Origin of the sequence: Streptomyces sp. x-19, assembly GCF_046549115.1 — a bacterium.
GTDB lineage: Bacteria > Actinomycetota > Actinomycetes > Streptomycetales > Streptomycetaceae > Streptomyces > Streptomyces albulus_C.
In genome coordinates this window covers 283,826-302,541 of sequence record NZ_JAJPWK010000003.1, presented here as the reverse complement: position 1 = coordinate 302,541, position 18,716 = coordinate 283,826, and the positions used below count along the sequence as shown (strand labels likewise).

Sequence of the window (18,716 nt, the reverse complement as noted above, 5' to 3'; positions counted from 1 at the left end):
TCCGTCGTCTCCTCCGGCGACCTCGGTCGACGCCGCCGCCTCACAGCTGTCCCACATCGGTGACCCGGACCACGGCGCGCCCCTCCTCGTCGGAGGCGGCCAGGTCGACCTCGGCCGAGATGCCCCAGTCGTGGTCGCCGTTCGGGTCGGCGAAAGTCTGCCGCACCTTCCACAGCCCGTGCGCGCTGTCCTCCTCGATCTGGAGGAGCTTCGGCCCGCGCGCGTCCGGGCCGGTGCCCAGCTCGTCGTACTCGTCCCAGTACGCGTCCATCGCGTCGCCCCAGGCGTCGGCGTCCCAGCCGGAGTCGGCGTCCAGTTCGCCGAGTTCCTCGACGTTGTCCAGGGCCGCCAGCTCCACCCGACGGAACATCGCGTTGCGGACCAGCACCCGGAAGGCCCGTGCGTTGGCGGTGACCGGCCGCACCTGATCGGCGCGTTCGGCCGCCTCCTCCGCGGTCTCCTCCGCGGGGTTGGCCAGCTGCTCCCACTCGTCCAGCAGACTGGAGTCGACCTGGCGGACCATCTCGCCGAGCCAGGCGACGATGTCCTGGAAGTCCTCCGACTTCAGGTCGTCCGGCACGGTGTGGTCCAGTGCCTTGTACGCGCTGGCCAGGTAGCGCAGCACGATGCCCTCGGTGCGCGCCAGCTCGTAGAAGGAGGTGAACTCCGTGAAGGTCATGGCCCGTTCGTACATGTCGCGGATGACCGACTTCGGCGACAGCGGGTGGTCGCCGACCCACGGGTGGCTCTTGCGGTAGAGGTTGTAGGCGTGCGACAGCAGCTCGTCCAGCGGCTTGGGGTACTCGACGTCCATGAGGCGCTCCATGCGCTCCTCGTACTCGACGCCGTCCGCCTTCATCTGGGCGACCGCCTCGCCGCGCGCCTTGTTCTGCTGGGCGGCCAGGATCTGCCGGGGGTCGTCCAGCGTCGACTCCACCACCGAGACCATGTCCAGCGCGTACGACGGCGACTCGGGGTCGAGCAGGTCGAACGCGGCCAGGGCGAACGTCGACAGCGGCTGGTTGAGCGCGAAGTCCTGTTGGAGGTCGACGGTGAGTCGGACGATCCGGCCCTCCGCGTCCGGCTCCGGGAGCCGCTCGACGATGCCGCCGTCCACGAGGGAGCGGTAGATCGCGATGGCCCGTCGGATGTGCCGCAGCTGGTTCCGGCGCGGCTCGTGGTTGTCCTCCAGCAGCCGGCGCATCGCCTCGAAGGCGTTGCCCGGCCGGGCGATCACCGACAGCAGCATGGTGTGCGTCACCCGGAAACGGGAGGTCAGCGGCTCGGGGTCGGAGGCGATCAGCTTCTCGAAGGTGTTCTCGCCCCAGTTGACGAAGCCCTCCGGCGCCTTCTTGCGGACCACCTTGCGGCGCTTCTTCGGATCGTCGCCGGCCTTCGCCAGCGCCTTCTCGTTCTCCACGACGTGTTCCGGGGCCTGGGCGACCACGAAGCCTGCGGTGTCGAAGCCGGCCCGCCCGGCGCGGCCCGCGATCTGGTGGAACTCCCGCGCCCGCAGTGTCCGCACCCGCTGCCCGTCGTACTTCGTGAGGGCCGTGAACAGCACGGTGCGGATGGGGACGTTGACGCCCACGCCGAGCGTGTCGGTGCCGCAGATCACCTTCAGCAGGCCCGCCTGGGCCAGCTTCTCCACCAGCCGGCGGTACTTCGGCAGCATGCCGGCGTGGTGGACGCCGATGCCGTGCCGGACGTACCGGGAGAGGTTGCGCCCGAACTTCGTGGTGAACCGGAAGTTCCCGATCAGCTTGGCGATCTCGTCCTTCTCGGCGCGGGTGCACATGTTGATGCTCATCAGCGCCTGCGCCCGCTCCACGGCGGCGGCCTGGGTGAAGTGCACGATGTAGACCGGCGACTGGCGGGTCTCCAGCAGCTCGGTCAGCGTCTCGGTCAGCGCCGTGGTGCGGTACTCGTACGACAGCGGCACCGGCCGGGTCGCGGAGCGCACCACCGAGGTGGGCCGCCCGGTGCGCCGGGTCAGGTCCTCCTCGAAGCGCGACATGTCGCCGAGCGTCGCCGACATCAGGACGAACTGTGCCTGCGGCAGCTCCAGCAGCGGGATCTGCCAGGCCCAGCCGCGGTCCGGCTCGGCGTAGAAGTGGAACTCGTCCATCACGACCTGGCCGATGTCGGCGTGCCGGCCGTCACGCAGCGCGATGGAGGCGAGCACCTCGGCGGTGCAGCAGATCACCGGGGCGTCGGAGTTGACCGACGCGTCGCCGGTGAGCATGCCGACGTTCTCGGTGCCGAACAGCTTGCACAGGTCGAAGAACTTCTCCGAGACCAGCGCCTTGATGGGCGCGGTGTAGAAGGTGACCTGGTCATTGGCGAGTGCGGTGAAGTGCGCGCCGGCCGCCACCAGGCTCTTGCCGGAGCCGGTGGGGGTGGACAGGACGACGTTCGCCCCCGAGACCACTTCGATCAGCGCCTCCTCCTGGGCAGGGTAGAGCGTGATGCCCTGCTGTTCGGCCCAGCTCGAAAAGGCTTCGAAGAGGGCGTCGGGGTCGGCGTTGTTCGGCAGCTGATCGATGAGGGTCACGCCCCCCATACTGCCTGCCTTCGGCCCGGATCCGAGAACCGGTGCTCCGGATGGAGATCAACTGGAGACCAACGGGCACCGCGGGGGCCCGGCCCGCGCCCTCGCAAGCCGGCCCGGGCGCACGGGGCGAGCGGCCGTGCGCGGAGCGTTCCCGGCGTGTCCCGCGCCGGGCCGAGGTGCTGGCACCCGCTCCACCCGCTGCCCGCGTGGAGATCATCTGACGCTACGCTGAGTCGCCGACCGGGCGTCAGACGCGCAGAACAAGGGGTGGGGAACAACAATGATGGGACCGGCGCACTCGCTGTCGGGAGCCGCGGCCTGGCTGGGGGTGGGGGCGGCGGCCTACGGCGCCGGCTCCCCGATGCCCTGGCCGGTACTGGTCAGCGGTGCGCTGATCTGCGCCGGGGCCGCGCTGGCACCCGACCTCGACCACAAGGCCGCCACCATCTCGCGCGCCTTCGGGCCGCTGTCGCGGTGGCTGTGCGAGGTGGTCGACGCGCTCTCGCACGCCGCCTACAAGGCGACCAAGATGCGTGGCGACTCGCACCGCTCGGGCGGGCACCGGACGCTGACCCACACCTGGCTGTGGGCGGTGCTGGTCGGTGGCGGCATGTCGCTGCTGGCGATGGAGGGCGGGCGCTGGGCGGTGCTCGGCATCCTCTTCGTGCACATGGTGCTCGCCATCGAGGGGTTGCTGTGGCGGGCGGCCCGGGTCTCCAGCGACGTGCTGGTGTGGCTGCTCGGCGCCGCGTCGGCCTGGATCCTGGCCCAGACCATGGACCAGCCGGGCAACGGCGCGAACTGGCTCTTCGGCGAGCCGGGGCAGGAGTACCTCTGGCTGGGGCTGCCGATCATGCTGGGGGCGCTGGTGCACGACATCGGCGACGCCCTGACCGTCTCGGGCTGCCCGATACTGTGGCCCATCCCGATCGGCCGGAAGCGCTGGTACGCGCTGGGCACCCCCAAGCCGATGCGGTTCCGGGCCGGCAGCTGGGTGGAGCTGAAGGTGCTGATGCCGGCGTTCATGCTGCTGGGCGGCATCGGGGCGCTGGGGGCGCTGGGCTACATCTGATCCGTGCGGGCGGACCGGGCCGCCGCCCGGCCCGCCCCCAGATCACCGGTGGCGCCCCGCTGACGAGAGCGGGGCGCCACCGTGCGTTCCGCGGCGGTTCAGCCGTGCCACGACCGCCACAGGGCCGCGTAGGCGCCGCCGGCCGAGACCAGTTCCCGGTGGCTGCCCAGTTCGCTGATCCGGCCGTCCTCGACGACCGCGATGACGTCGGCGTCGTGGGCGGTGTGCAGCCGGTGGGCGATCGCGACGACCGTCCGCCCGTCCAGGACCTTGCCCAGCGACCGTTCCAAGTGGCGCGCGGCGCGCGGGTCCAGGAGCGACGTCGCCTCGTCCAGCACCAGGGTGTGCGGATCGGCCAGCACCAGCCGCGCCAGCGCGGTCTGTTGGGCCTGGGCCGGGGACAGGGCCGTGCCGCCGGAGCCGACCTCGGTGTCCAGACCGCCGGGCAGGGCCCGGGCCCAGTCGTCCGCGTCCACCGCGCCCAGCGCCGCCCAGAGTTCGGCGTCGGCCGCGTCCGTACGGGCCAGGAGCAGGTTGTCCCGCAGTGTGCCGACGAAGACGTGGTGCTCCTGGTTGACCAGGGCGACGTGCTCCCGGACGCGTTCGGCGGGCATCGCGGAGAGTTCGGCGCCGCCGAGCGAGACCGAGCCGGACCGCGGTCCGTAGATGCCGGCCAGCAGCCGGCCCAGGGTGGACTTCCCGGCGCCGGACGGGCCGACCAGCGCCACCCGGCTGCCGGGGCGGACGTTCAGCGAGACCTGGCGCAGGACGTCGACGCCGGCGCGGTAGCCGAAGCTGACGTCCTGCGCGCGCACGTCCCGGCCGCCCGGCACCACCGAGGCGTCGGCGGGCTCCGGTTCGATCTCGCGCACGCCGACGAGCCGGGCGAGCGACACCTGGGCCACCTGGAGCTCGTCGTACCAGCGCAGGACGAGGTTGACCGGTTCGGTGAGCATCTGGGCCAGCAGCGCGCCGGTCGTCAGCTGCCCCGGGGTGAGCCAGCCGTGCAGCACGAACACCCCGCCGAGCACGACGACCGCGCCGAGCACCAGTACGTGCGTGACGTTGATGACCGGGAAGAGCACCGAGCGCAGGAAGAGGGTGTACCGCTCCCACTGGGTCCAGGTGCGGATCCGGTGCTCGGACAGGGTGATCCGGCGGGCGCCCAGGCGGTGCGCCTCGATGGTGCGGCCGGCGTCCACGGACTCGGTGAGGACCGCGGAGACCGCGGCGTAGCCGGCGGCCTCGGAGCGGTAGGCGGCCGGCGCGCGCTTGAAGTACCAGCGGCAGCCGACCAGCAGCACCGGCAGGGCGAGCAGCACGGACAGCGCGAGCGGCGGTGCGGTGACGGTGAGCCCGCCGATCAGCAGGCCGGCCCAGACCACGCCGATCGAGAGCTGCGGCACGGCCTCCCGCATGGCCTCGGCGAGCCGGTCGATGTCGGTGGTGATCCTCGACAGCAGGTCGCCGGTGCCGGCCCGTTCCAGGACGCCGGGCGGCAGGGCCACCGACCTGACCAGGAAGTCCTCCCGAAGGTCCGCCAGCATCCGTTCGCCGAGCATCGCGCCGCGCAGCCGGACCATGCGGACGAAGACCGTCTGCACGACCAGGGCGAGGGCGAACAGGCCCAGGGTGCGGCCGAGTTGGATGCTTCCGCCGTGGCCCGCCGAGAGGTCCTCGACCAGCCCGCCGAGGAGGTAGGGCCCGACCATCGAGGCGATCACCGCGACGGCGTTGACGGTGATCAGGACGGTGAAGTCCCGGCGGTGCCGGCGGAACAGCTCGGCCACGTAGGCGCGCACCGTGGCCGGCGAGCCCACCGGCAGGGTGGCGGTGGTGCGGACCGGGTGGGGATCGTGCTCCGGCGGGGCCAGGCCGATCATGCGGTCTCCTCGGGGGTGCGGTGGGGGGCGGTGCGGCCTTCCGGCGTGCCGCGGACGGCGTCCGGTTCGCGGGTGACGACGGCGCGGTACTCGGGGTGGGTGTTCAGCAGTTCGCGGTGCGGGGCCTCGCCGGCGACCTTGCCCTCCTGGAGGAACACCACCTGGTCGGCGCGGTCCAGGAGCAGCGGACTGGCGGTGAGCACCACGGTGGTGCGGCCCGCTCGGACGTCCCGCAGGCCGTCGGCGACCCGGGCCTCGGTGTGGGCGTCGACGGCGCTGGTCGGTTCGTCCAGGACCAGCACCTCGGGGTCGGCGACCAGCGACCGGGCCAGGGCCAGCCGCTGGCGTTGGCCGCCGGAGAGGGACCGGCCGCGTTCGGTGATGTGGGTGTGCAGGGGGTCGTCGGAGTCGTCGGCGGACGCCCGGGCCAACGCGGCCAGCACGTCGGTGCATTGGGCGGCGTCGAGGGCCTCGGTCTCGGTCACCCGACCGGAGGAGGGGACGTCGAGGAGTTCCCCGAGCGTGCCGGAGAGCAGGACCGGGTCCTTGTCCTGGACGAGGACGGCCCTGCGGGCGGTGTCACGCGGCAGGTCGTCCAGCGGGGTGTTGCCGAGGACGACGGAGAGCGGTCGGTCCGGGGCCGCGGGCGGGCTGCCGGGCGGGGTGCCGTCCGGCGGGTGGCCGCCGAGGCGCTCGGCGAGCAGGCCCGCCGCGTCCGGGTCGCCGCACACCACCGCGGTCAGCCGGCCGGCCCGCGCGGTCAGGCCGCTCATGGGGTCGTGCAGGTCACCGGCCGGCGGTCGCGGGTCGGGCAGGCGCCCGCACGTCGGGCGGCTCAGCGCCAGGACGCGTGCCGTGCGTCCCGCCGACGGCAGGGAGAAGGACCAGGCCATCGTGATCTCTTCGAAGTGGCGCAGCGGGTAGAGCAGGAAGGCCACCGCACCGTAGAGGGTGACCAGTTCGCCGACGGTGATCCGGCCGGCGAGCGCGAGCCGGACGCCGTCCCAGACCACCGCGATCAGCAGCAGGCCCGGCAGCGCGACCTGCACCGCGGAGATCAGCGACCACATGCGGGCACTGCGCACGGCGGCCCGGCGGACCTCCTGGGAGGCGCTGCGGTAGCGGCCGAGGAAGAGGTCCTCGCCGCCGATGCCGCGCAGCACCCGCAGGCCGGCGACGGTGTCGGAGGCGAGTTCGGTGGCGCGGCCGGCCTTCTCGCGCTGGTCGTCCGCCCGTCGGGTGGCCGGCGGCAGCAGCGGCAGGACGGCCAGCGCCAACAGGGGCGTGCCGAGGGCCACCACGAAGCCGAGCTGCGGTTGGTAGACGACGAGGGCCAGGCAGACGCCGACCGACGCCACCAGGGCCGCGCCGAACCGCGACAGCGTCTCGACGAACCAGCCGATGCGTTCCAGGTCGCCGGTGCTGACGGCGACGACCTCACCGGCCGCCACCCGTCGGGTCATCGCCCCGCCGAGTTCCGCGGTCTTGCGGGAGAGCAGCTGCTGCATCCGGGCCACCGTGACGATCCAGTTGGCCACGGCCGACCGGTGCAACATGATGTCGCTGACCGCGACCAGCGCGCCGAGCAGCATCAACAGGCCGCCCGCCAGCATCAGCCGGGTGCCGTGGCCGTCCACCGCGGCCTGCACGGCCAGGCCCACCGGCAGGGGGAACGAGGCCATCGCGCCCATGTGCAGCAGCCCCCAGCACAGGGACTGGGCCTGTCCGCCGAGCTGTTGCCGGCACAGCCACAGGAGGAATCGGCCGCCCGTACGGACGTCCGGGACGCCGGGGTCGGGATGGGGGAGGTCGCGAATGCGCATGATGTCCAAGGAGTTGTCGCGGGAGGTGGGGGGTGGGCCGCGCGCCGGGCGGGCCGCAGGAGGGGCGGGCGGGTCGTTGGCGGGGGCGGGGGGGGGAGGTGGCACGCCGCCCGGGCAGGCCGGAGTGCCCTCGCGCCCCTCGGTGACGGCCTCGGCGCGAGCGGAGGCACACGGAAGGTTCGCGCGCCGGCCGGCCCGGCTTCAAACGGTTTTTCCGCAGAAAGCCGGTCAAGCCGACGCACCTTCCGTGCCTAGCACATCGCAGGGCCGGGGCGAGGGACCGTCAGGGCGCGGTGGGAGCATGGACGTCATGCGAACAACGGGTGGTGCGGTGCGGGCGGCGGCGGTGGCCGCGGCGGTGACGGTCCTTCTGGCGGGCTGCGGTGCGGGCGGCGCGTCGGGCATGGACGGTGGTGACGGCGGCGCCAAGGGGGACGGGGCCGGCGCGCGCAAGCACCCCGGCGGACCGCCCGGTGGGGCGTCGGCGGCCACCCACCTCGACGCCGTCCCCGGGGTGGGCGGTGCCCTGCGGTCCCGGATCCCGGCCGACTCCCGGCAGGTCGTCGCGGTGTACGGCGCCGGGGTGAACTCCCCGGACGCGACGGTGGTGCTGTACGAGAAGGGTGCCGCCGGCTGGGAGAGCAAGGGGAGTTGGCCGGCGCACAACGGCCGGCGCGGCTGGACGGCGGACCACCACGAGGACGACCAGCGCAGCCCGATCGGAGTCTTCCGGCTGACCGACGCCGGTGGGGTGCTCCCCGATCCGGGGGCCCGGCTGCCCTACACGCACTCGGCGGCCTTCACCCCGCCCTCGTACTGGTCGAAGAACACCCGGCACGACTTCGACTACGTGGTGGCGATCGACTACAACCGGGTGCCGGGGACGTCCCCGCTGGACCCCACCCGCCCCCAGGGGCGGTCCAAGGGCGGCGGTGTGTGGCTCCACCTGGACCACGGGACCGGGACGTCGGCCTGCGTGAGCGTGGCCAAGTCCGCGATGGCGACGCTGTTGCGCGCACTCGACCCGGCGCGGCACCCGGTCGTGGTGATGGGGGACCGGGCGCACCTCGCCGGCTGAAACCGGGGGCGGCGGGCGATCCGTGAGCGGGGGCGGGACGGGGGCGAGGTGCCTCCTTGGATCAAGCTCCAAGATTCTTACGGAAGTTGCACCGCCTCTTTCGGGAGGAACGTCTACCGGCCATAGTGACGGACCGCGGAAATCCTCTTCCGTATCCCAGAATCCGTCCATGGAGGAGTGCCCGTGCCGCACGCCACCGGAAGTCTCGCCCGCCGCGCCGGGCGCCTGCTGCGCAAAAGCCTGTTCGTCCAGGTGCTGCTCGCCCTGTTGCTCGGTGTCCTGGTCGGACGCCTCTGGCCGCAGGCGGGCAGTTCGCTCCAACCGTTGGGCGACGGCTTCGTCCGCCTCATCAAGGCGGTCATCGCCCCGCTCGTCTTCTGCGTCGTCGTCGCCGGCATCACCAAGGCCGGTGACCTCAGGTCCTTCGGTCGGATCGGCGTCAAGGCCCTGATCTGGTTCGAGGTCGCGACCAGTGTTGCCCTGGTCGTGGGCCTGCTGGCGGGCAACGTCTTCAGCCCCGGAGCCGGGATGCACGTCGATCCGGCCTCCCTCGACAAGGGCGCGGTGGACGCCACGACCGGTGGCGGGAAACTGCCCTCCGCGGGCCAGTTCATCCTGGAGGCGCTGCCGAACAGCGCGGTCGGCGCGTTCGCCGAGAACTCCCTGCTCCAGGTCCTGGTGCTGGCCTGCCTGGTGGGCGCGGCGCTGCTGCACCTCGGCCAGCAGCGCGTGCCCCAACTGCTGCCGCTGATCGAGCAGGTGCAGGACGTGGTCTTCACCATCGTCGGCTACCTCATGAAGCTCGCCCCGCTCGCGGTCTTCGGCGCCACCGCCCACCTCGTCGGCCAGTACGGGCTGGGCGCCATGTCGACCTACGGCAAGTTGATCGCGGTCTGCTATGGGGTCGCCCTGGTCTTCCTCGTGCTGCTGGGGCTCGCCCTCAAGGCCGTCACCGGGCTCAGCCTCTGGAAGTTCGTCCGCTACACCCGGGAGGAACTGCTGCTGGCGCTGGGCACCGGCTCCAGCGAGACGGTGATGCCGCGGATGATGCAGAAGCTGCGGGCCGCCGGCTGCCGGGACGACGCGGTCGGCCTGGTGCTGCCCACCGGTTACTCCTTCAACCTCGACGGCGCGTCCATCTACCTGTCCATCGGGACGCTCTTCATCGCCCAGGCCATCGGCGTGCACCTCTCGCTCGGCCAGCAGATCACCGTGGTCCTGGTGCTGATGCTGACCAGCAAGGGCATGGCGGGCGTGCCCGGTTCGGCGTTCCTGGCGCTGTCGGCGACCGCCTCCGCGCTGGGCGTCATTCCGGCCGCGGCGGTCGCCCTGCTGCTCGGTGTCGACCGGATCATGGACTCCATGCGGGTGGCGACCAACCTGCTGGGCAACTGCGTCGCGGTGTTCGTGGTGTCCCGCTGGGAGGGCGCACTGGACCGGGTGACGGCCACGCAGGTGCTGGCCGGCGCGGTCCCGGCCGGGCCGCAGCAGCCGCCGGCGGCCACCGCCCCCGCGGAGGCGGCGGAGGCGGACGGCACGCCCGTCGCGCCCGGCGAGAAGTGAGCCGCGGGGCCCGGTGGCGGACGGCCTGCCACCGGGCCCCGGACGGCGCCTCAGGGGCGCGCCCCGGCTACTGAGCGGGCCTGTCCGAATCCATCCCCGGACGGGCCTTCCGCCACAGCCCCCGGGTGAAGTCCGGGATCTCCTGCGGTGCGCCCTGCGCCTTGATCGAGCGGTCGCTCAGCGGCAGCGGGGCGGACCAGGTGGCCGCGTCGTACACGTCGAAGTCCGGTACCAGGCCCAGCCGCAGGCACTGGGTGAGTCGGAAGACCAACATGTAGTCCATGCCGCCGTGGCCGCCGGGCGGGTTGGCGTGCTCCTTCCACAACCAGTGGTCCCACTGGGCGTACTTCCCGAAGTCGCCCCATTCGTCGTTGCTCTGGTCCGGCTCCAGGTAGATCCGCTCGGGATAGTCCTCGAAGAGCCCCTTGGTCCCGCCGAGGCTGTTGATCCGGCTGTACGGGTGCGGGGTGGAGACGTCGTGCTCCAGCCGGATCACCCGGCCCTTGGCGGTCTGCACCAGGCTGATCGTGCGGTCGCTCTCGACGTACGACTCCTTCCAACTGGGGTCGCCGGCGGGCATGTGCTGCTTGCGGTAGGCGGCCAGCCCCAGCGCCGGCGTGCCGAAGCTGGAGATCCGCACCACCCGGTCCCCGCGGTTGACGTCCATGTAGTTGGCGACCGGGCCGAAGCCGTGGTTCGGGTAGAGGTCGCCGCGCAGCCGGGTGTGCCACAGTCGGCGCCAGGGCCCCTCGTAGTACGTCGGGTCGAACATCAGGCCGCGCAGGTCGTGGACGTACGCCCCGGCGCCGTGCAGCAGTTCGCCGAAGAGGCCGGCGTGCGCCATCCGCAGCACCCGCATCTCGTTTCTGCCGTAGCAGCAGTTCTCCAACTGGAGGCAGTGTCTGCGGGTCCGTTCGGAGAGGTCCACCAACTCCCACAGCTGGTCCAGGCGCAGCGCCAGGGGGCATTCGGTGCCGACGTGCTTACCGTTGAGCATGGCGGTCTTCGCCATCTCGAAGTGCCAGTCCCAGGGCGTCGCCGCGTAGACGAAGTCGACGTCGGTGCGCTTGCAGAGGTTCGCGAAGTCGTGGTCGCCGTTGGTGTAGACGGCGGGTGCGGGCTGGCCGGCCTTGGTGACCTTCGCCGCGGCCTTGGCGACCTTGTCCTTCACCGGGTCGCAGAGCGCGACGACCCGCACGTCCGGCATGGCCAGGAACAGGTCGATCATGCTGCCGCCCCGGTTGCCGAGGCCGATGATGCCGACGCGGACCGTGCTGCGCGGCTCGAAGGGCACCCCGATCATGGTCTTGCCGCGCCGCTCGGGGGCCGCGGCGGGCTCCGTGCCCGTCGCGGGTGCCTGGGGTGCGGCCGCGGCCGCCGGTGAGGTGCCCAGACCGGTGAGTCCGAGTCCGGCGCCGGCCGCGCCGGCGGTCCACAGCACCGAACGGCGGCTGGGCCCGGACTCGTTGGGCTCGTGGTTCTGCGGTGTTGCCTCGTGCATCGGTCCTCCAAAGGAGCGGATCGTACGCGGGACAGTCGTGAACCTCGGTGAGGACCCTGACGGTTGGGTGGCCTGGGGCACAAGAGGGCCCATTGGACTCTTGGTGCGCGTACTTGGACTCTTCGTACACCTCGGGTGCCACCGGGACGTGGTGCCCCGCCCGCCCGTGCCGGTGTCTTTCGCAAGAGCCTGAAAAGCCTTGCCGAAGACCTTGACGTGTCCACGCACGAAACGGCAGGCTCCGAAGCGGAATCCCCCCATGGCGGCCTGGCGCGTGGCTGCTCTCGTGGGCGCGGTCCCCGTGCCCCATGACGAAGGAGCCGCAACAGTGCAACGACGAAGGAGCCGCGACCACGCAGCGACGGGGCGGCCGCACCACCGGCGCCGCACCCGGGTGCGGGGCGGAGCGCTGGGCGGACTGCTGGCCGCCGTCGGCCTCACCGCCCTCGCCCCCTGGCCCGTACAGGCCACCCCGCCCGGCGACCGGACCGTCACCGCCACCCTCTTCGAGTGGAAGTACGCCGACGTCGCCCGGGCCTGCACCGCCCAACTGGGCCCGGCCGGCTACGGCTACGTCGAGGTCTCACCCGCCTCCGAGCACATCCAGGGCGACCAGTGGTGGACCTCGTACCAGCCGGTCAGCTACAAGATCGCCGGCCGGCTCGGCGACCGCGCCGCGTTCGCCGCGATGGTCGGCAGCTGCCACGCCGCCGGCGTCAAGGTCATCGCCGACGCCGTCGTCAACCACATGGCCGCCGGCTCCGGCACCGGCACCGGCGGCACCCAGTACACCAAGTACACCTACCCCGGCACCTACCAGGACTGGGACTTCCACGGCTGCCGCCGGAGCATCTCCGACTACACCAACCGCGACGACGTCCAGAACTGCGAACTGGTCGGGCTCGCCGACCTCGACACCGGCAGCGACTACGTCCGCAGCACCATCGCCCGGTACCTCGACGACCTGCGGTCGCTGGGCGTGGACGGCTTCCGGATCGACGCCGCCAAGCACATCGCCGCCAGCGACCTCGCCGCCATCAAGGGCAAGATGAAGGACCCGGGGTACTGGGTGCAGGAGGTCATCTACGGCGCCGGCGAGGCGGTCCAACCCGACGAGTACACCGGCACCGGCGACGTCGACGAGTTCCGCTACGGCACCCACCTCAAGAGCGCCTTCCAGGGCCGCAACCTCGCCCAGCTCAAGTCCGTCGCCGACGGCAAGCTCGGCAGCGACCGGGCCCGCACGTTCGTCGACAACTGGGACACCGAGCGCAACGGCTCCACGCTGACCTACAAGGACGGCGCGACCTACGCCCTCGCCAACGTCTTCATGCTCGCCTCGCCCTACGGCTCCCCGAACGTCTACTCCGGCTACCAGTGGACCGACAAGGACGCCGGACCGCCGGCCTCCGGCAGCTCCGCCTGGACCGGCGAACACGCCAAGCGCGAGATCACCGGCATGGTCGGCTTCCGCAACGCGGTGGGGTCGGCGGAGCTGACCGACTGGTGGGACAACGGGGGCGACGCGATCGCCTTCGGGCGCGGCTCCGCCGGGTTCGTCGCCCTCAACGCCGGGGACGGGGCGGTGAACCGGACGTTCACCACGTCGTTGCCGGCCGGGACGTACTGCGACGTGGTCGCCGCGGACCCGTCGGCGTGCGACGGGCACACGGTGACCGTGGGGGGCGACGGGCAGACGCAGCTCACCGTGCCCGCCCACGGCGCGGTGGCCCTGCACGTCGCCCGCTGACGGCCGCCCGTCCCGACGGGCCGGGCGGCCGGACGCGCCGCCTCACGTGCCGTACGGAATCGAGGGGTTGCCGGGGCGCGTCGCCCATTCCAACGCCAGGAGGGCCGAGCGGTAGCCCCGACCCCCGGTGGCGTGGTCCATGCCGATCTCGCAGGTGCGGTTCGCCGAGAGGTGGGCGTCGAAGGGGCGGGCGGTGACCTCGGCGGCCTCCTTCGCGGTGGCCGACTCGGTCAGTTCCCGGTGGAGCAGACCGCGGTCGCCGGCGAAGGCGCAGCACCCCGCGTCGTCCGGGACGACCACCTCGCGGGCGCACGCCTCGGCGACCCGCCGCAGCCGGTCCTCGTCCCCCAAGTGCTGCATGGAGCAGGTGGGGTGGAGGACGGCGGAGCCGAGGGTGCGGTGGACCTCCAGGCGGGGGAGGAGGTCCGCGGCCCACACGACGGAGTCGACGACCGTGAGCGCGGCGTGCAGCGAGCGGTTGAACGGGGTCAGGTACGGCACCACCTCGCGGGCCAGGCCGAGCGTGCAGGACGACGCGTCCACGATCAGCGGCAGCCGCCCGCCGGCGGTCCAGCGCCAGGCCGCCTCGACGATCCGGTTGGCCATGCGCCGGTTGCCCCGCTCGTAGCCCTTGGAGTGCCAGATGGTGGCGCAGCAGGTGCCGGCGACGTCCGACGGGATCCACACCGGGCGGTCGGCGCGGCGGGCCAGCGCCACCACCGCCTCGGAGAGGGACGGCCCGTGGTGGTCGGCGGGCGCGCCGAAGATGCGGTTCACGCAGGCCGGGTAATAGACGGCGGCCGCGCCGGTCCGGCGGGTCGCGGGCGGTCGCCGGGCCGCCGGACCGGGGATCTGCGGCAGCCACTCCGGCACCAGGTCGGGCCGGATCGCCCTGCGGGCGGCGCCCGTCGCCCGGGCCAGCAGCCGGTCGTCGAGCCGGGGCGCGACGGCCAGCGCCAACCGGGCCGCCCGCTCGACGGCGGCGAAGTGCCGGGCGGCCCGCTCGGCGATCCGTTCCTCGCGCGGGGAGTGCCGCCGGTGCCGGAAGTCCTTCATCAGCGCGCCGGTGTCGATACCGACCGGGCAGGCCAGTTGGCAGGTGGAGTCGCCGGCGCAGGTGTCCACCGCCTCGTAGCCGTAGGCGGCCAGCAGCGCGTCGTTGACCGGTGAGCGGGGTGGCTGGCGCAGCATCTCGCGGCGCAGCACGATGCGTTGGCGGGGCGTGGTGGTCAGGTCCTCGCTGGGGCAGGTCGGTTCGCAGAAGCCGCACTCGATGCACGGATCGGCGACCGCTTCGATCTGGGGGATGGTCTTCAGGCCGCGCAGGTGCGCCCGCGGGTCGCGGTCGAGCAGGACCCGCGGGGCGAGGATGCCCCGGGGGTCGACGATCTCCTTGATCCGCCACATCAACTCCGTGGCGCGCGGGCCCCATTCGAGTTCCAGGAACGGTGCGATGTTCCGGCCGGTGGCGTGCTCCGCCTTCAGCGAGCCGTCGAAGCGCTCGACGGTCAGCCGGCAGAAGTCGTCCATGAAGGCGGCGTAGCGGGTGACGTCCTCGGGGTCGGCGGCGTCGAAGGCGAGCAGGAAGTGCAGGTTGCCGTGGGCGGCGTGGCCGGCGACCGCCGCGTCGAAGCCGTGCCGGGCCTGGAGCTCCAGCAGCGCGGTGCAGGCGTCGGCGAGCCGGGCCGGCGGGACCGCGAAGTCCTCGGTGATCAGGGTCGTGCCGGCCGGCCGGGAGCCGCCCACGGCGGTGACGAACGCCTTGCGGGCCTTCCAGTAGCCGCCGATCACGGCCGGGTCCCGGGTGACGGCGTTGCTGACCGACGGCACGGGGGCGATGAGCGTCAGCTCCGCCGGCACCCGCGCCGCCGCCTCCTCGTGGGCCCGCTGCGCCGCCTCGTCGGGCGCCCGGAACTCCACCAGCAGGGCGGCGGTCTCCTTGGGCAGCTCCGCCCAGTCGGCGGGGACGCCGGGCACGCTGACCGAGGCGCGCAGGGTGTTGCCGTCCATGAGTTCCACGGCCCGCGCGCCGGCCTCGGTGAAGCGCGGGACGGCGGCGGCCGCGGCGGCGAGGCCGGGGAAGAACAGCAGGGCGGTGGAGGTGTGCCGGTCCAGCGGCACGGTCCGGAAGACCGTCTCGGCGAGGAAGCCGAGCGTCCCCTCGGAGCCGACCATCAGCCCGCGCAGGATCTCCACCGGGGTCCGCCCGTCGAGGAGGGCGTCCAGGCGGTAGCCGTTGGTGTTCTTGAGCGCGTACTTGGCGCGGATCCGGGCGACCAGGTCCGGGTCCGCCTCGATCTCCGCCTTCAGGGCCAGCAGTTCGGTGCACAGCACCGGTTCGGACCGGGCCAGTCGGACGTCGGCGTCCGGGCGGGCGGTGTCGACGACGGTGCCGGACGGCAGCACGAAGGTCAGCGACTCCAGCGTCCGGTAGGAGTTGTGGGTGGTGCCGGCGGTCATCCCGGAGGCGTTGTTGGCGACCACGCCGCCCACCGTGCAGGCGACGGCGCTGGCCGGGTCGGGTCCCAGCAGCCGGCCGTGCCGGGCGAGGGCGGCGTTGGCCCGCAGCACGGTGGTGCCGGGCCGGATGCGGGCCCGGGCGCCGTCGTCCAGCACCTCGATGCCGGCCCAGTGGCGACGCACGTCGACGAGGACGTCCTCGCCCTGCGCCTGGCCGTTGAGGGAGGTCCCGGCGGCCCGGAACACCACGTGCCGGCCGTGCGCGCGGGCGTAGGAGAAGACCGCGGCGACGTCCTCGACGGTCTCGGCGAGGACCACGACCTGCGGGACGAACCGGTAGGGGCTGGCGTCGGAGGCGTAGCGCACCAGGTCGGAGACGGTGTGCCGGACCTTGTCCGGGCCGAGCAGGGCGAGCAGGTCGCCGCGCAGCGGCTCGGGGGTGCCGGCCGCCAACCGCTCGGGCACCCGGTCCGGCGCGGGGTGGGTGGTGCGGGGCCGCAGGGCTTCGGGCGTGGGCTCCAGCAGGGGCACGGTCACCTCCGGTTGGCTGCGCGACGGCCCGTCGGATCAGGCCGGTGCGGCAGAGCGGTGCGGTTCCCCCGGTCCGTCGACGAGGGTGGCGAGCAGGCCGCCGAGCAGCTCGCGCTGGGCGGCGGTCAGGGGTGCCAGGATCTCCTCCGCGGCGGCCCGACGGGCGCCGCGCAACGCCCGCAGCGCGGACCGGCCGGTGTCGGTCAGCTCGATCCGCACCACCCGGCGGTTGGTCGGATCGGGCACCCGGCGCACGGCGCCGTTCGACTCCAGCGCGTCCACCAGCGTGGTCACCGCCCGGGGCACCACCTCCAGCCGCTCGGCCAGGTCGGCCATCCGGGGCGGGGCGTCGTGGCAGTGGCCCACGATCCGCAGCAGCCGGGACTGGGCCGGGGTGAAGGGGATGTCCAGGTGGGCCATGTGGCGCTTCTGGGCGCGCTGCATCCGGCGGGTGAGTCGCACCAGTTGTTCGGCGACGTTGGCCTCGTTCGCGCTGGCCGACGGCTCGGGGGAGGGCATGACCACAGGGTACAGGACAAGATTCATTGTGAGTCTAGGTAACAATGAGCTAAGCTCGGCAAAGTTTCCGTCCTCCCGGCCGCCCACCCCCCTTCGAAGGAGCCCATGCGTCCCGAAGAACCGAACTGGACCCCGCCCCCCAAGGACCCCGACGCCCCGGTCCAGCTGCGGCGGATCCTCGCGCTGTTCCGCCCCTACCGCGGCCGCCTCGCCCTGGTCGGCCTGCTCGTCGCCGCCTCCTCGCTGGTCTCGGTGGCCTCCCCGTTCCTCCTCCGCGAGATCCTCGACGTCGCCATACCCGGCCGGCGCACCGGCCTGCTGACCCTCCTCGCGCTCGGCATGATCGCCACCGCGGTCACCACCAGCGTCTTCGGCGTCCTGCAGACCCTGGTCTCCACCACCGTCGGCCAGCGGGTCATGCACGACCTGCGCACCGCCGTCTACGCCAAGCTCCAGCGGATGCCGCTGGCGTTCTTCACCCGCACCCGCACCGGTGAGGTCCAGTCCCGGATCGCCAACGACATCGGCGGCATGCAGGCGACCGTCACGTCCACCGCGACCTCCCTGGTCTCCAACCTGACCTCGGTCGTCGCCACCGTCGTGGCCATGGTCGCCCTCGACTGGCGGCTCACCGTCGTCTCGCTGCTGCTGCTCCCGCTGTTCGTCTGGATCAGCCGCCGGGTCGGCAACGAGCGCAAGAAGATCACCACCAAGCGGCAGAAGCAGATGGCCGCGATGTCCGCGATGGTCACCGAATCCCTCTCGGTCAGCGGCGTCCTGCTCGGCCGGACCATGGGCCGCGCCGACTCCCTCACCAAGAACTTCGCCGACGAGTCCGAGCGCCTGGTCGACCTGGAGGTCCGCGCCAACATGGCCGGCCGCTGGCGGATGGCCACCATCGGCATCGTCATGGCCGCCATGCCCGCGCTCATCTACTGGGCGGCCGGCCTGGTCCTCCAACTCGGCGGCCCGGCCTTCTCCCTCGGCACCCTGGTCGCCTTCGTCTCCCTCCAGCAGGGCCTGCTGCGGCCCACCGTCTCGCTGCTGACCACCGGCGTTCAGATGCAGACCTCCCTCGCGCTCTTCCAGCGCATCTTCGAGTACCTCGACCTGCCGGTCGACATCACCGAGCCCGCCGCCCCGGTCCGCCTGCCCGCCCCGCGCGGCGAGATCCGCTTCGAGTCGGTGTCCTTCGCCTACGACCCGGAGGCCGCCCCCACCCTCGACGGCGTCGACCTGACCGTCCCGGCCGGCAGCAGCCTCGCCGTCGTCGGCTCGACCGGCAGCGGCAAGACCACCCTGAGCTACCTCGTCCCGCGCCTGTACGACGTCACCGGCGGCCGGGTCACGCTCGACGGCACCGACGTCCGCGACCTCGACTTCGACACCCTCGCCCGCGCGGTCGGCGTGGTCTCCCAGGAGACCTACCTCTTCCACGCCTCGGTCGCCGAGAACCTGCGCTTCGCCAAGCCCGACGCCACCGACGAGGAGATCGAACGCGCCGCCCGGACCGCCCAGATCCACGACCACATCGCGGCCCTCCCCGACGGCTACGACACCGTCGTCGGCGAACGCGGCTACCGCTTCTCCGGCGGCGAGAAGCAGCGCCTGGCCCTCGCCCGCACCATCCTGCGCGACCCGCCGGTGCTCGTCCTCGACGAGGCCACCAGCGCCCTGGACACCCGCACCGAACACGCCGTCCAGCAGGCCGTCGACGCGCTCTCCGCCGGCCGCACCACCGTCACCATCGCGCACCGGCTCTCCACCGTCCGCGACGCCGACCAGATCGTGGTCCTGGACGGCGGCCGGATCGCCGAACGCGGCACCCACGACGAACTGCTGGCCGCCGACGGCCGCTACGCCGCCCTGGTCCGCCGCGACACGCACCAGGTCGCGATCGACGCCCCGACCGGCACCCCGGACGACGGCCGCGCCCCCGAGGTCCTGGTCTGACCGGACCCCTCGCGGCGCGGCCGGCTCGC

At 72.9% G+C, this 18,716-nt stretch carries 11 protein-coding genes; 5 read left to right on the top strand and 6 right to left on the bottom strand.

Annotated elements, in window-relative coordinates:
- Positions 1–40: 40 nt before the first annotated feature.
- Positions 41–2,554: a DEAD/DEAH box helicase gene (locus tag ACLJT4_RS10000; RefSeq protein WP_411121946.1), complete on the bottom strand. Its 2,514-nt coding sequence runs from the start codon at positions 2,552–2,554 to the stop codon at positions 41–43.
- Positions 2,555–2,834: 280 nt separating this feature from the next.
- Here ACLJT4_RS10000 and ACLJT4_RS09995 point away from each other — a divergent pair, with 280 nt between their 5' ends.
- Positions 2,835–3,626: a metal-dependent hydrolase gene (locus ACLJT4_RS09995; protein WP_016572139.1), complete on the top strand. Its 792-nt coding sequence runs from the start codon at positions 2,835–2,837 to the stop codon at positions 3,624–3,626.
- Positions 3,627–3,724: 98 nt separating this feature from the next.
- Here ACLJT4_RS09995 and ACLJT4_RS09990 read toward each other — a convergent pair whose 3' ends face one another.
- Together ACLJT4_RS09990 and ACLJT4_RS09985 are read right to left on the bottom strand one after the other, a co-directional pair.
- The gene (locus tag ACLJT4_RS09990; RefSeq protein WP_411121945.1) at positions 3,725–5,509 is read right to left on the bottom strand and encodes an ABC transporter ATP-binding protein; all 1,785 of its coding nucleotides are present in this window, start codon (positions 5,507–5,509) and stop codon (positions 3,725–3,727) included.
- Positions 5,506–7,332, bottom strand: coding sequence for an ABC transporter transmembrane domain-containing protein (locus ACLJT4_RS09985; protein WP_411121944.1), 1,827 nt, complete (start codon positions 7,330–7,332; stop codon positions 5,506–5,508). Before ACLJT4_RS09985 ends, ACLJT4_RS09990 begins: the two co-directional genes overlap by 4 nt.
- A gap of 310 nt (positions 7,333–7,642) precedes the next feature.
- On the opposite strand from ACLJT4_RS09985, the gene ACLJT4_RS09980 reads away from it, so the two are divergent.
- A complete protein-coding gene (locus tag ACLJT4_RS09980; protein ID WP_411121943.1) occupies positions 7,643–8,410 on the top strand; it encodes a hypothetical protein in 768 nt (255 codons plus the stop codon).
- Positions 8,411–8,593: 183 nt separating this feature from the next.
- Positions 8,594–9,973: a cation:dicarboxylate symporter family transporter gene (locus ACLJT4_RS09975; RefSeq protein WP_411121942.1), complete on the top strand. Its 1,380-nt coding sequence runs from the start codon at positions 8,594–8,596 to the stop codon at positions 9,971–9,973.
- Between the two features lie 67 nt (positions 9,974–10,040).
- Here ACLJT4_RS09975 and ACLJT4_RS09970 read toward each other — a convergent pair whose 3' ends face one another.
- Positions 10,041–11,474, bottom strand: coding sequence for a Gfo/Idh/MocA family protein (locus tag ACLJT4_RS09970; RefSeq protein WP_411121941.1), 1,434 nt, complete (start codon positions 11,472–11,474; stop codon positions 10,041–10,043).
- Positions 11,475–11,868: 394 nt separating this feature from the next.
- Between ACLJT4_RS09970 and ACLJT4_RS09965 the strand changes: the two genes are divergently transcribed.
- Positions 11,869–13,224: an alpha-amylase gene (locus tag ACLJT4_RS09965; protein WP_411122350.1), complete on the top strand. Its 1,356-nt coding sequence runs from the start codon at positions 11,869–11,871 to the stop codon at positions 13,222–13,224.
- A gap of 42 nt (positions 13,225–13,266) precedes the next feature.
- On the opposite strand, the gene ACLJT4_RS09960 is transcribed toward ACLJT4_RS09965, so the two are convergent.
- Together ACLJT4_RS09960 and ACLJT4_RS09955 are read right to left on the bottom strand one after the other, a co-directional pair.
- Positions 13,267–16,215, bottom strand: a complete 2,949-nt coding sequence (locus ACLJT4_RS09960) for an FAD-binding and (Fe-S)-binding domain-containing protein (RefSeq protein ID WP_411122349.1) — start codon at positions 16,213–16,215, stop codon at positions 13,267–13,269.
- A 36-nt stretch (positions 16,216–16,251) separates the two neighbouring features.
- Positions 16,252–16,734, bottom strand: a complete 483-nt coding sequence (locus tag ACLJT4_RS09955; RefSeq protein WP_411121940.1) for a MarR family winged helix-turn-helix transcriptional regulator — start codon at positions 16,732–16,734, stop codon at positions 16,252–16,254.
- A gap of 105 nt (positions 16,735–16,839) precedes the next feature.
- Here ACLJT4_RS09955 and ACLJT4_RS09950 point away from each other — a divergent pair, with 105 nt between their 5' ends.
- The gene (locus tag ACLJT4_RS09950) at positions 16,840–18,687 is read left to right on the top strand and encodes an ABC transporter ATP-binding protein (protein WP_411121939.1); all 1,848 of its coding nucleotides are present in this window, start codon (positions 16,840–16,842) and stop codon (positions 18,685–18,687) included.
- Positions 18,688–18,716 lie beyond the last annotated feature (29 nt).